This is a genomic window from Neoakkermansia glycaniphila (assembly GCF_900097105.1).
Classification (GTDB): domain Bacteria; phylum Verrucomicrobiota; class Verrucomicrobiia; order Verrucomicrobiales; family Akkermansiaceae; genus Akkermansia; species Akkermansia glycaniphila.
In genome coordinates, this window is the sequence record NZ_LT629973.1 from 2,440,089 (window position 1) to 2,452,455 (window position 12,367).

Here is a 12,367-nt window from a genome sequence, read left to right on the forward strand (position 1 = left end):
AAAGCGGGCGGCGTGGCTGCAAAAAAGCCGGAAGGGGGGCTTCCGGCTTTTTCGTCAGGTTGGAGTGCCTGTGTTATTTTTTCGTGACGTTGCGCATGGGGCACTGGCCTTGTGCGCGTTTCTGCTGTTCTTCCAGAGCGGCTTTCTGGGCTTCCATCATGCGCTGGAGGAAGCCGCCTTTTTTCTTGGGCTGTTTGGTCAGCTCAGGCATGGGCAGGCGGCGGATGATGTAGGATTGGCCGATGGAGATGAGGTTTTGCACTGTCCAGTAGAGGGCGAGGGCGCTGGCGAAGTTGTAGCAGAAGAAGAAGAATATCCAGGGCATGAAGGCCATGATTTTCTGCTGCGTGGGGTCGCCCGCCTTCGGCGTGAGTTTCATCTGGATGATCATGGTAGCGGCCATGATGATGGGAAGGATGTTGATCGGCAGGTCCCAGCCCATGATGGGGAGGGTGGCGACGGTGTCCGGCAGGGAGAGGTCGTGGATCCAGCCGAGGAATCCTTGGCCGCGCAGTTCTGCGGAGTATTGAAGTACGCGGTAGAAGGCGAAGAAGATGGGGATCTGCAGGAGCATGGGCAGGCAGCCGCTGGCGGGATTGATGCCGTACTGCTGGTACAGTTTCATCATTTCCATGTTGATTTTCTGCTTGTCGTCGCCGTACTTTTCCTTGAGCTCTTTCATTTTGGGCTGCATGAGCGACATGCGCTTCATGGACATGTACGATTTTTTGTGCAGCGGCCAGATAAGGAGGCGTACGACGATGGTCATGCAGACGATGGACCAGCCCCAGTTGCCGAGCCAGCCGTGGAAGAGGTTGAGCAGCCAGTTCATCGGTGCTGCAAGGATCCAGAGCCAGCCGTAGCCCATGATGGAGTCAAGCTGGTTGGGCATGCCGCTCAGGTATTGGTTGAGTTTGGGGCCGGCGTAGATGTCGTACTGGACGGTTTTCTGGTCGCCGCGGTGTTCTCCTTCGACCGGGCGGAGGTCGATGGCAGGCATGAGGATGGCGAATTCGACGCCGTTGACTCCATAGCTGTTTTCATGTTTCAGTTTGAAGTGGCGGGGGGCGGTGTAGATGGCTTCGCCCGTGGAGTCTTTGCCGGGGATGAGGAGGGTGGCGTAGTACTGGTTCATGACGCCGCCCCATGTGATGTTGTTGAGTGTTTTGAATTCGCGGTCCTTGGCATCGCTGAACCATCCGCCCTTGAAGTAGGAAGGCGCTTCGTGTTCGTAATCGCCGTCGGCTTGGTAGACGAGGTTTGTGTAGGCGTCTGCATTTTCGTTTTTGGCGATGGGGTAGCCGCCGCCAGCCATGATGCCGATGTCACGATGGCTCACTCGTTCCTTGGAGATGTTCTCCATGGTGATTTTGAGGGAGACTGTGTAGAGGTTGCTTTTTTCGTCGTCCTTGGCGGCGGGCTTGAGGCTGTATTCCTTGATGATGCCGAGTTTGCCGTCCGGAGATTTGCCGAGGAGGCGTACTGTGGTGGGGGAGGAGTCAAGGAGGGTGTATTCTGTTTCGTCGTACAGGGGGGCGGCGTGGCCGCTGAGGTTGTAGGCGATGGAGCCGATGCCGACCGGGCTGTCTTCATTGATGCGGACGTGATGGTCCGGAACGGTTTGGCTGTTGATTTGCTGTTCGCAGATTTCGACGTATTCGAGCGAGCCGCCCTTGTTGGAGAAGGCGAATTTGGCGATGTCCTTGCCGTTGTCTTTGGAGACGAGGGTGGCAATGGTTTTGGGGGTGAAGCGGGTGGACGGTGCAGCGGCGGTTTCGGCAGTGGCTGTTGCGGTTTCGGCTGCAGGTGCCGCAGGAGCGGCGGAGGGCTGCGTTTGCATGGTGGGCTGTTTGGCCGCTGCCAGCTGTGCATTCTGTTCTTTGATTTTCTGGTTTTGGTCGCTGTAGTACAGGCTCAGGCCGAGGCAGGCGCAACACAGGATGACGATGATCCAAGCTTTTTTATCCATGGTATGTCTGATGGTGGTGTATCGTGAAAATCGGAGGGGTGATGCTGGGGGGAAGGGTTACGGTTTGGGCGTTTTGGCCGGAGGTACCGGATCGTAGCCCATGGGGCCCCAAGGGTTGCATTTGAGGATGCGGCGAATGCCGAGTGCCGAGCCTTTCCATGCGCCGTGCGCGTTGACGGCCTGCATGAAGTATTCCGAGCATGAGGGGGTGAAGCGGCATCCGCTGCCGGGGCCGCAGAGGATGTGCAAGGGTCTGCGGATGACGTGGCGATAGAAGGCTATCAGGAGGCGGATCACGTGCTTCATGCAGTGCAGGGGGCCGGAGTTCGTTTGGCATTCAACTGCGTTTGCAGTCGGAGCAGCGTTTTGCGGAAGTCTTTGTCCAGATGGGCGTAGTCCGCTTCCGCTGCACGCCAACGCAGTATGACGACGACATGGTATCCTGAGGCAAGGGGTGCGCCGTGCTGGCGAAGGATTTCCCGGATGCGGCGGCGCAACAGGTTGCGAAGGACGGCGTTGCCGACTTTCTTCGTGCAGATGATGCCGAACCGGGATTCGGTGGCCGGATCGGGTAGAGCGGCTGCGCTCAATACAAGAAGGCGCCCCGCGGAAGATGCTCCGTCCGAACGTACCTTGGCGAACTCATAGGCTCGCGTCATACTTTGCCGGCGTGTCAATCGCATCGTTCACAGGGCGCTCCGGGAGGTGCTCCTTGTTCAACAAGGACATAAGCTTCCGGTGGAAGCCTATGTCTTTTATTGACGTAAGGCTTAGCGGCCGTGCTGGATGGTGTGGCGCTTGTAGTGCACTTCGGCGCCCTTGGGAAGGAGGCGCTTGCGGCCTTTGGCGCGACGGCGGCGAAGGATGTCCTGGCCGTTCTTGGTGGCCATGCGTGCACGGAATCCGAACTGGCGCTTGCGGCAGCGCTTGGAAGGCTGGTAGGTTCTCTTGCTCATATCAGTAAAAGATCGATGTTAAGTTAATACGTCCGTCGGAGCCGCTTGACACACGACCGGGTGAGGAATCATAACCGATTTTTCCCGCATGTCAAGACGTCATCCTCGTTTTTGGGCTTTTTATGCGTCCTGAACGATGAATTTGAGTTCCGCTTCGGCGGTGATTTCACCGTTGACGAGGCAGCGGCCGATAGCTTGGCCGATGGCTCCGCGCATTTTGACGAGTTCCGTTTCGATGATGAGGATGTCGCCGGGGATGACGGGGCGGCGGAATTTGACTTTGTCCGCACTCATGAAGTAGCCGATTTTGCCTTGGTTGCCGGGGATGCGGAGCATGAGGATGGAGGCTACCTGCGCCATGGCTTCAACCTGAAGTACACCGGGCATGACGGGGTGTTCCGGGAAGTGGCCCTGGAAGAAGAGCTCGTTCATGGTGAGGTTTTTCTGGCCGATGCACTTGGTTTCTCCTTCAAAGCCGATGATGCGGTCCACCATGAGGAAGGGGTAGCGGTGCGGCAGAAGTTTCATGACTTCGCGGGTGTCGAGTACGGCTTCGCCGGTGGGGATGTCGGCAGGCTTGGGCAGAAGGGATTGCATGTTGCTGTATTCCTTCTTGAGCTTGGCTGCAAGCTGGGTGTTCGGTCCGTGGCCCGGCATGATGGCGATGACGTGGCCGAGGATGCGGCGGCCGTTGAGGATGAGGTCGCCGATCATGTCCATGGCCTTGTGGCGGGCCAGTTCGTTGTGGAAGCGGAGGGGTTCTTTGCTGAGGATCTGGTCGCCTTTGAGGACGATGGCGTTTTCGATGCTGCCGCCTTTGATGAGGCCTTTTTCGATGAGGGGGGCGACGTCTTCGTAGAAGCAGAAGGTGCGCGCGGGTGAGAGTTCGGCTTCGTAGGTTTCCGGCGTGATGACGGCGTCGAAGTACTGGGTGAAGCGGCCTTCCGGGCCGACGCAGGTGACGGAGATGCGGAAGTCTTTCGAGGGAAGGACGGTGAGGATGGAGCCGCCTTTGGTTTCGATGGTGACGGGCTGACGGATTTGCCAGACGCGGCGGGGAGCATCCTGTTCGACGATGCCGGCCGATTTGATGAGTTCGACGTAGGGGCGTGAGGAGCCGTCCGCAATGGGGGGCTCGTTGGCGTCCATTTCGATGATGGCGTTGTCGACGCCCATGCCCGTGAGGGCGGAGAGGATGTGTTCGACGGTGTGAACCTTGACGGAGCCTTCGGCGAGCGTGGTGGCGCGTTCGACGGTCTGAACCTTGTCTACATCGGCGGCGATGAAGGGTTGGTCGGGCAGGTCGACGCGGCGGAATTTCAAACCGGAATCAGCCGGGGCGGGTTTGAGTGTCAGGGTGACGGGCTGGCCCGTGTGCAGGGATGTGCCTTCGAGCGAGGCGCTTTTTGCTAAGGTTCTTTGATTGGTGGCTGACATACTGGCGGTATTCTATCTTATTTCCATTTGCCTGTGAAGTCTAAATAGAGAGGAAGGCGTGGCTAAAAGTAATCCTTTTGCTGACGCGGTTCGGTGCTGTTGGCGTGAAAAGATGGTGTCTGGCATCGATGAGAAAGGGATGACGTGAAACGGAGTGAGCTGCCGGTTGTCTGCGCGAGTTTTGTCTTGTCTCAGGTGTTGCATGGGGTATGATTGTTGTAGATGGAAGCTGCTGGGCATTTTTATGTCGGCTGTTTCCAATACTCCAATTACCCATATTGATATGTTCAGGATATTCTGGCTGGTTTGCGGCTCGTTATCGTGCTGTATGTGTGCTTCTTTTTCTTCGGATTCCAAGGAGAAGAAGGCTGTTGCCATGGTGCGGCGAGGGAAGGTGGCGAAGGATGATTTGGTGGCAGTGCTGAAGCGGACAGCTGCGATCAGGCTTGAATGGATCGACAGAAGTTCGCCTTCGGAGATGATCGATCCAGCGCGAACGAAGGAGGTGGTGAAGATTTTGAGGGAGGATAGCCGTTCCGGTGTTCTTCGCCGGTTGGATGCGGATGTCGATTTTTTCCGAATGCCTCCCGATCTTGTGTTTCTGGATATTCACGGCAAGGAGGCTGGCAGGGTGTCTTTGGCTCGGGTCTGTTCGGCATCTGATGCACAGCGACGATCCAATGCATGGGCGGATCTCGTGTTGCCGGACGAGCAGTATTATCAATTGATCGAGTTGCTCAAGTATGCCGATACGGGGACGAACCGGTCCATTCGCGTGTGGTGTTCCAAAGGGAAGGTTGAGTTCGAATATGTTGGAATACGCTATGCTTCTCTGGAACAATTGAAGAGGCATGCCGATTTGAAGAATGCTTTTACCGTTCATCTGATGCACAAGGTTGCTTCGGACGAGTGCTGGATGCTTTATAGGGAGATGGAAAGAATAGGGTTCAGGATCGAAGATATGACTGTACCTTTCGATAATGGACATCATGGTACGGTGTTGCCGGTTGGTCTCCGGGAGTTACGTCAGTGTGAGAGGTTGGGGGCTGTGTGCTTGTGTGAAAAACGAGATTTCCTACGGTTGTGATTATGCTGTTGATGATAAGTGGATTTTTTCATTCCTTGAGTTTCTGGGATTGGTTCGTTTTCTGGTGTGCGGTGACGGTGTTGCTGATCGTGCAAGCTTGTATTCCTTGTCTTCGCCGATGCTTCTCCATCTATGTATCCAAGTTGTTTTTCTTTTCAGGCATAAGCTGTCTTGTGATGTGTTTGGGGTCGTATGCCGATGCTGTGGATCAAGATATCGGAGGTTCCTTTCATCTTGGGCACTCTTTTGGGGTCAACGGCAAAATCGGTGGGAAGATGGATTATAGAGAGAAAATCATAGATTAAACCCTCCGCATTCGACCAGTACTCTGAGGCGGTAGTTTTGAAAGTTGCGAAACCCATAAGCCCGGCGCTGGATGAGTTTCATTTTTCGATGGAAGCCTTCCGTAATTCCGTTGTTTTGGAGGTATCTCCACATTCTGATGATGGGGGCATACCATTTCCTGATGGTGAGTCCTATTTTCTTCATTTCAGGCGGAGCCTGATGAGTGAGCATGAGCATCATTTCCCTGAGTTTTCGTATGTTTCGTTTGCATTGCTTTACATTCTGCGTTTTGATTCTCAAGAGGTCACAGAGTTGTTCCTTGAAGTGATGAGAGATGCCAATAGCGGGGTTGAGTTCAAAGAGTTGATGCAAGGTTTGCTTTTCCCGGGAGGTGAGGTTGCAGGTTCTTTTTCTCAGGGGATGGATGATGAGGCGTTTCCAGCGTATGGTTTGCTGAGCTTGTTTGCAGAATTCCATAAAGTGGTGCTGGATCATGCGGATGACGTGGAAGCGATCCGCTACTATTTTGGCGTTGGGGAAGCATTTGCGGACGATGTTTCTGTAGCTTGAGCTTAGGTCCATGCAGACCATTTGTACTTTGTCTCTGTTTTTGTAAGTTTTTAAGGTTCTTTCTACTTGAGCAAGGGATTTGCCTTCGATGATGTCGTAGATGCGGTGGTTGCCCAGGTCGGCGATGGTGGTGGCAAACTTGCGTCCCTTGTGGATGGTGTGTTCGTCGATGCCGATCATGAGGGGGGCGGGGTAGTTTAAGGATTCTTTGATTTTGAGTTCAAATCGTTCGTGGATGATGCGTTCCACTGTGCTGGGGGATACACCGAATTCTTTCGATATGGTTTTGTTGTTGACGTTTTTGATGTATTCGTGAGTGATGGCTTTGCGATATTGTTCGCTGCTTCTCTTTTTGGGCAGCAAGCCTTCGATGGGTTCGCGAAAGAGGTAGGTGCAGTGTTGGCATTTGTAGCGTTTTGCTTGGATGAGAAATGTTCTTTTTGCTCCTTCATCATTGATGAAGGCAGCTTGACGCGAGTAGTGGTCGTAGAGTTTTAAGCTGCTCTTCCCACATTGGGGGCAGACCACGCGTCGTGGAGAGATGTATTCAACACGCGAAGTTTTGGCTTGCCGTAGGCCGTAGGTGCGAAGTATTCTGAAGTTTCGATGATACACACAGGGCATGGCAGGGATACGTCCCTCCATGCTCAATTCATTTTGTCGGGGGGCTTGATTTTGTGCGTTGCTGATTGCTTCCTTTTTGCTTCCTTTGGTGGTCATCCACCGATTTTAACGGAGAGCCCTCTTTTGTCGCTTTTCTTTTATGGTGTGTTTTACTGGTGATGGTGTTTGTTCTCGTGACGCTGTGGCATTATGCCCGTTCGGATTTCAAGCGGCTGATGGTGCATCAATCGTTTTATCAGGGTCGATTTTCATGCAAGGGTTCCGCGAAGTCACAACAAGGACCAGGTTCGGGCCGGGCTAGTGGCTCGGGAAGGAAGGGCCGGCGAGTGTTGGGATGCGATAGCTCGGAATGAGTCGGCTATCGCCGGTACAAGTTTATTCGTTTTCCTGACCGTGAGTGCTTGCGTTCAGGTTTCGTGCAGGGAGAGGCTTAAAATAAAAAAGCCTTCCTGTGTTCAAGAAGGCGAAAGAATGGAGCGGATGATGGGATTCGAACCCACGACATCAACCTTGGCAAGGTTGCGCTCTACCCCTGAGCTACATCCGCTTGGATGCGTGAACTTTTTGGTTCACAGGTATAAATGGAGCGGATGATGGGATTCGAACCCACGACATCAACCTTGGCAAGGTTGCGCTCTACCCCTGAGCTACATCCGCTTGGATGCGTGAACCGTTTGGTTCACAGGTTGTTGCAAGTTGCCCGGAAGGGGGCTTGTTGCGGGAGAGATTCTACATGTTTTCCCGATGTTTGCAAGTCTTTTTTTCGAGTTTTTCGGGTTTGTGTGTGTCTGTTTGCGTTGTTGCTTGATTGTGTGATGTTCGTGCAGGGTGAGTTGTTGCCTGTCGGGCTGTGCCGTGCGGCGAGGCAGGTGACGCAAGGAGGGCGTTATTTGCTCCAGGAGGGGCGATAGTGTCCGGTGAGGGGGAAGGTGAAGAGCATGTCTTCTTCCTGTGTGCCGCTGCCGATGTTGTGGATGATGAGGGGAGTGCCTTCGGCATTTTTCCGGTCGGAGACGATGGCGATGTGGGGGAGGTTGGGTGGGACGGTGCAGGTGATGATGTCGCCGGGCAGGTAGTCCGCCGGGTTTTTGGTGACGGGGAGGCTCCAGCCGCGACGCGACATGAAGGTCATGAGGTTGGGGACGCGGCGGTGGTCGATGTTTTTGTCGGGGCGTTTGAGCCCCCATTGGCGGGGGTAGCGCGAGAAGTTGGCCTTCATGTCTTCATGGACGGCTTTCTGGAGGTCGAGGCCTTTGCGGCGCATGGCGCGGATGACGACGTCGGTGCAGACTCCGCGATCCTGGGCGACGTCGCCTCCCGGGTAGGGGAGGGAGACGTAGGAGGGGTCGTAGGTGACGGTGACACCGATTTGCTCGCGGGCGTGTTCGGGCAGTGTGTCCGCCGTGCAGACGGCGAGCAAGGCGGGTATGAAGGCAAGGCAGGTGCGGATGGGGTTCATGGGGTAGTGGGGTTTGGGTTGGAGTGGCGTGCGGCGGTCAGGCCGGGAGTTGGAGGAGGCGCAGGCGCCGGAGGGTTTCATCCCGGCCGAGGATGGCGATGATGTCTCCGAGGTCGGGGCCTGCATGGGAGCCGGTGAGGGCGATGCGGACGGGGAACATGATGGCTCCGGGTTTGAGGCCGCGTTCCTTGGCAAGGGGTTTGATGAGGGAGACGGCTTCGTGGCCGTCGAAGATGGTCATGTGTTCGATGGTCTGGGCGAAGGTTGCGAGGAGTTCGGGGGCGTTGGGCTGGAGTTTGCCGAGGGCTTCCTGTTCGTATTCGAGGGTTTCGATGAAGCCGAGGTGCGCGGGTACTTCGCTGAGGAGCTGGACTTTGGTCTGGACGCTCGGGATGGCCATGCGGAGGACGGGGGTGTCCTGCATGCCGGCTGCGAGGCAGAAGGGGAGGGCCATTTCGACGAAGCGGTCGGGAGCCATGCGGAGGATGTGCTGCTGGTTCATCCATTTGCATTTGGCGATGTCGAATTTGGCGGCGGAGCGGTTGACGGCTTCGAGGCTGAAGCGCTGGATGAGTTCTTCTTTGGTGAAGATTTCGGTATCATCCTTGGGCGACCAGCCGAGGAGGGCGATGAAGTTGACGACGGCGTCGGGGACGAAGCCGTCTTCGGGGTAGGTGCCGAGGGCGGCGCCTACGTCGCGTTTGGACATTTTGGAGCCGTCCGGGTTCTGGATGAGGGGGATGTGCGCGTAGGCCGGGGGGGTGACTCCGAACGCCTCGAAGAGCTGGATGTGCTTGAAGGTGTTCATGATGTGGTCTTCCCCGCGGATGACGTGGGTGATTTCCATTTCGATGTCGTCGACGACGTTGACGAAGTGGAAGATGTAGGAGCCATCCGAGCGTTTGACGACCATGTCCGGGGTGTTGTCTTCGTTGGAGTAGTCGACGGAGATGTCTCCGCAGATGAGGTCGTGGAGGGTGACGATGCCGTCGCGGGTGAAGCGGAAGCGCCATGCGCCATCCTGTTCGTAGACGCGGCCGGTGGCCATGAGTTTCTGGAAGTAGGCGTCGTAGATGCCGTCGCGCTGGCTTTGGAAGTAGGGGCCGTAGTCGCCGCCTTTGCCGTGGCCTTCGTCCCAGTCGAGGCCGAGCCATTCCATGCCTGCGAAGATGGCGCGGGTGGCGTCTTCGACGTGGCGTTCGTGGTCGGTGTCTTCAATGCGGAGGACGAAGGTGCCGCCCATTTTGCGGGCGAAGAGGTAGTTGAAGAGTGCGGTGCGCGCGCCGCCGATGTGCAGGTATCCGGTGGGCGATGGTGCGAAGCGTGTGCGTACTGTGGTGCTCATACGGGGACGATACGCCACGGATGGGACGATTTCAAGCCGAAAGGGTGTTTTTTCGGCGGTGATGCCGCGCTGTGCCGGAGGGGCGGTTCAGTGCGGAGGTTGTTGGGGCGGAGCAGGCTGCCGGTCGCGCAGGCTGCGGAGGTGTGCCATGCGTTCGCCGATGCGGAGTTCGAGGCCGTTGGCGGTGGGGGTGTAGTAGATGCGGCCTTCGGGGAGGTAGGCCTGGGGGACGTAGTGTTCGTCGTAGTCGTGGGCGTATTTGTATTGGAGGTCGGCGTCGTCGGCGCCTCCGGCTTTGGCGAGTTTTTTGCGCGTGGGGGTGGAGAGGTGGGCGGGTACGGCGAGGGTTTTGCCTTCACGTACGTCTTTGAGGGCCATGTCGATGCCGAGGTAGGCGGAGTTGCTTTTGGGGGCGGTGGCGAGGTAGACGGTGGCGTGGGCAAGGTTGATGCGGGCTTCGGGCATGCCGATCATTTCGACGGCGCGGGCGGCATCGAGGGCGACGCGGAGGGCGTTCGAGTCGGCAAGGCCGACGTCTTCACTGGCGGCGATGACGATGCGGCGTGCAATGAAGCGCGGGTCTTCCCCGGCGTTGAGCATGACGGCGAGCCAGTAGAGGGCGGCGTCCGGGTCGGAGCCGCGCATGGATTTGATGAAGGCGGAGATGGTGTCGTAGTGTCCGTCGCCCCCTCGGTCGTAGCGGACGGCTTTTTTCTGGATGGATTCTTCGGCGACGGCGAGGTCGATGAGGATGATTCCCTGTGCGTCCGCATCGGTGGAGAGGACGGCGACTTCGAGGGCTGTGAGGGCTTTGCGGGCGTCTCCGTCGGCCTTGAGGGCGATGTGGTCGAGGGCTTCCTGCGTGATGTCGATGTTCCGGGTGCCGAAGCCGCGTTCTTCGTCGGCGATGGCGCGGCGGAGGAGGGCGATCATGTCTTCCTCGGAGACGGGTTCCAGCGGGAAGATCTGGGAGCGGGAGAGGAGCGGGGTGTTGATGGCGAAGTAGGGGTTCTCCGTGGTGGCTCCGATGAAGCGGATGACTCCTTTTTCGAGGTGGGGGAGGAGGACGTCCTGCTGGGCTTTGTTGAAGCGGTGGAGTTCGTCGACGAAGAGGATGGTGCGCTGGCCGTGGAGGGTTTGGCGGGTGCGGGCTTCGGCGATGCGGTCGCGTACTTCGGAGACGTTGGATTCGACGCCGTTGAGCATGACGAAGTAGGCCGCTGTCTGCTGGGCGATGACGGAGGCGATGGTGGTTTTGCCGACGCCGGGCGGGCCGTAGAAGAGGAGGGAGGAGAAGCGGTCGGTTTCGATGGCACGGCGGAGGAGTTTGCCGGGGGCGAGGAGGTGCTGCTGCCCGACGATTTCACCGATGGTGCGGGGGCGCATGCGTGCGGCCAGCGGCATGGTGTCGAGCGGGGTGGCCTGCGTGCGTGTGTCGTCGCTTCGTCCGTGTGGCGTGAAGAGATCCATCAAGGCGAGTATAAGAAATGTTTCCACGGCGGGCAAGTATGGATCGGGGCAGTATGGAGGCCAGAACGGGCATGTTGAAAGTTTTCTGATGGGGTGTGCGTATTTCATCTATACTTATGAAGAATCATTTTATTGTTTGTCTGATGGCGATGATGTCGTGTCTGTGCCTGTTCAGGATGGATGCGGTGGCCGCAGATCCCGGAACGGATGGCGGCGGAGCCGTGATTCAGGGTGTGCCGGCAGCGGATGTCCAACTGGTCATGCTGGGCGATTCGATTACGGACAATTTGAGGAAATCGGAACCTCCGTTGCGAGATTTTCAGCCGATTTGGAAGAAGTATTATGCTCCGTATCATGCTGTCAATTTCGGAGTGAGCGGTTGTAAGACGGTTGATGTGATTCGGCGGATTCAGGGCGGTTTGCTGGATCAGCTCCAGCCCAAGGTTGTGATGCTGTTGATCGGTACCAATGATACCGGAACGGGGCGTTCTGTCGAGCAGACTGTGGAAGGGATTTCCGATATCGTCAAACTCGTTCATGCAAAGTTGCCGACGGCGCGTATTCTGGTGCTTGGCATTCTGCCGAATGATATACGGGACTGGCATGTGATTGGCGCGAAGGATCCGGCAGCCAAATGGGCTGCCGACCGCCTCGTGAATCAAAGAGTCGAAGCGCTTTTGCGGGATGTGCCGTATGCAACGTTTTTGAATATGGAGAAATCGTTTTTGAATGCTGATAATACGGTCAATGAACAACTTTTCTATGATCCCTGGGAGGTCAATTTTCTGGGGAGAAAATGCGGCCCTCTTCATCCGAATACGCAGGGTGCTCTGCGCATGGCCGAGGCTGTGGAGCCTGTGTTGAAGAGGCTTTCCGGTTCATCCGATCAATAAGTTGCCTTCCTGTTTGTGGACGGAAGGTGTTTTCGCTCTGGGTGGAGAAGCCTTTTTATGGCAAGTCGGCTGCAAGAGTATGCCTTCCGGCGGGCGACGCTGGCGGTTTTTCCGGGTGCTGCGGGGTGACTCAGGGTTGAAAAGCGCAACATGATGCGGAGGAGGCGGCGAAGTTTGCCGAATGCAGGCTCGTATCGGGCTCGCATGGCAGGCTGTGTCGAGGAATGAGCTTTGCGATTGAGAGCGCTGCTCTTGGGGGGGCGGAAGAGGAT

At 56.8% G+C, this 12,367-nt stretch carries 11 protein-coding genes and 2 tRNA genes; 2 read left to right on the forward strand and 11 right to left on the reverse strand.

The features are described from left to right. Window positions 1-73 precede the first annotated feature (73 nt). From yidC to PYTT_RS10235, 5 genes are all read right to left on the reverse strand, one after another. Window positions 74-1,969: a membrane protein insertase YidC gene (gene yidC / locus PYTT_RS10215; protein WP_067775401.1), complete on the reverse strand. Its 1,896-nt coding sequence runs from the start codon at window positions 1,967-1,969 to the stop codon at window positions 74-76. A 57-nt stretch (window positions 1,970-2,026) separates the two neighbouring features. After that, on the reverse strand, window positions 2,027-2,275 hold the full coding sequence (yidD, locus tag PYTT_RS10220; RefSeq protein ID WP_067775399.1) for a membrane protein insertion efficiency factor YidD: 249 nt from the start codon (window positions 2,273-2,275) through the stop codon (window positions 2,027-2,029). Continuing rightward, window positions 2,272-2,652, reverse strand: a complete 381-nt coding sequence (rnpA, locus tag PYTT_RS10225; RefSeq protein WP_083076677.1) for a ribonuclease P protein component — start codon at window positions 2,650-2,652, stop codon at window positions 2,272-2,274. The genes yidD and rnpA overlap by 4 nt, the downstream gene beginning before the upstream one ends. A gap of 87 nt (window positions 2,653-2,739) precedes the next feature. Beyond that, a complete protein-coding gene (gene rpmH / locus PYTT_RS10230; protein WP_067775397.1) occupies window positions 2,740-2,925 on the reverse strand; it encodes a 50S ribosomal protein L34 in 186 nt (61 codons plus the stop codon). A 120-nt stretch (window positions 2,926-3,045) separates the two neighbouring features. Further along, a complete protein-coding gene (locus PYTT_RS10235; protein ID WP_071133453.1) occupies window positions 3,046-4,362 on the reverse strand; it encodes a bifunctional UDP-3-O-[3-hydroxymyristoyl] N-acetylglucosamine deacetylase/3-hydroxyacyl-ACP dehydratase in 1,317 nt (438 codons plus the stop codon). 283 nt (window positions 4,363-4,645) lie between these two features. On the opposite strand from PYTT_RS10235, the gene PYTT_RS10245 reads away from it, so the two are divergent. After that, window positions 4,646-5,449, forward strand: a complete 804-nt coding sequence (locus PYTT_RS10245; RefSeq protein ID WP_172801813.1) for a hypothetical protein — start codon at window positions 4,646-4,648, stop codon at window positions 5,447-5,449. 294 nt (window positions 5,450-5,743) lie between these two features. On the opposite strand, the gene PYTT_RS10255 is transcribed toward PYTT_RS10245, so the two are convergent. From PYTT_RS10255 to PYTT_RS10280, 6 genes are all read right to left on the reverse strand, one after another. Continuing rightward, window positions 5,744-7,024: an ISL3 family transposase gene (locus tag PYTT_RS10255; RefSeq protein ID WP_083076674.1), complete on the reverse strand. Its 1,281-nt coding sequence runs from the start codon at window positions 7,022-7,024 to the stop codon at window positions 5,744-5,746. 376 nt (window positions 7,025-7,400) lie between these two features. Further along, window positions 7,401-7,475, reverse strand: a tRNA-Gly gene (locus PYTT_RS10260). A gap of 35 nt (window positions 7,476-7,510) precedes the next feature. Continuing rightward, window positions 7,511-7,585: transfer RNA gene (locus PYTT_RS10265), tRNA-Gly, on the reverse strand. Window positions 7,586-7,814: 229 nt separating this feature from the next. After that, the gene (locus tag PYTT_RS10270) at window positions 7,815-8,387 is read right to left on the reverse strand and encodes a DUF1287 domain-containing protein (RefSeq protein WP_067775422.1); all 573 of its coding nucleotides are present in this window, start codon (window positions 8,385-8,387) and stop codon (window positions 7,815-7,817) included. Window positions 8,388-8,424: 37 nt separating this feature from the next. Further along, entirely contained in the window at window positions 8,425-9,732 is a 1,308-nt protein-coding gene (locus PYTT_RS10275) for a glutamate--tRNA ligase (RefSeq protein ID WP_067775376.1), read from the reverse strand. An 87-nt stretch (window positions 9,733-9,819) separates the two neighbouring features. Continuing rightward, on the reverse strand, window positions 9,820-11,202 hold the full coding sequence (locus PYTT_RS10280) for a replication-associated recombination protein A (RefSeq protein ID WP_067775373.1): 1,383 nt from the start codon (window positions 11,200-11,202) through the stop codon (window positions 9,820-9,822). A gap of 116 nt (window positions 11,203-11,318) precedes the next feature. Between PYTT_RS10280 and PYTT_RS10285 the strand changes: the two genes are divergently transcribed. After that, window positions 11,319-12,095 (forward strand): GDSL-type esterase/lipase family protein, encoded by a 777-nt coding sequence (locus tag PYTT_RS10285; RefSeq protein ID WP_083076672.1) that lies wholly within the window; start codon window positions 11,319-11,321, stop codon window positions 12,093-12,095. Window positions 12,096-12,367 lie beyond the last annotated feature (272 nt).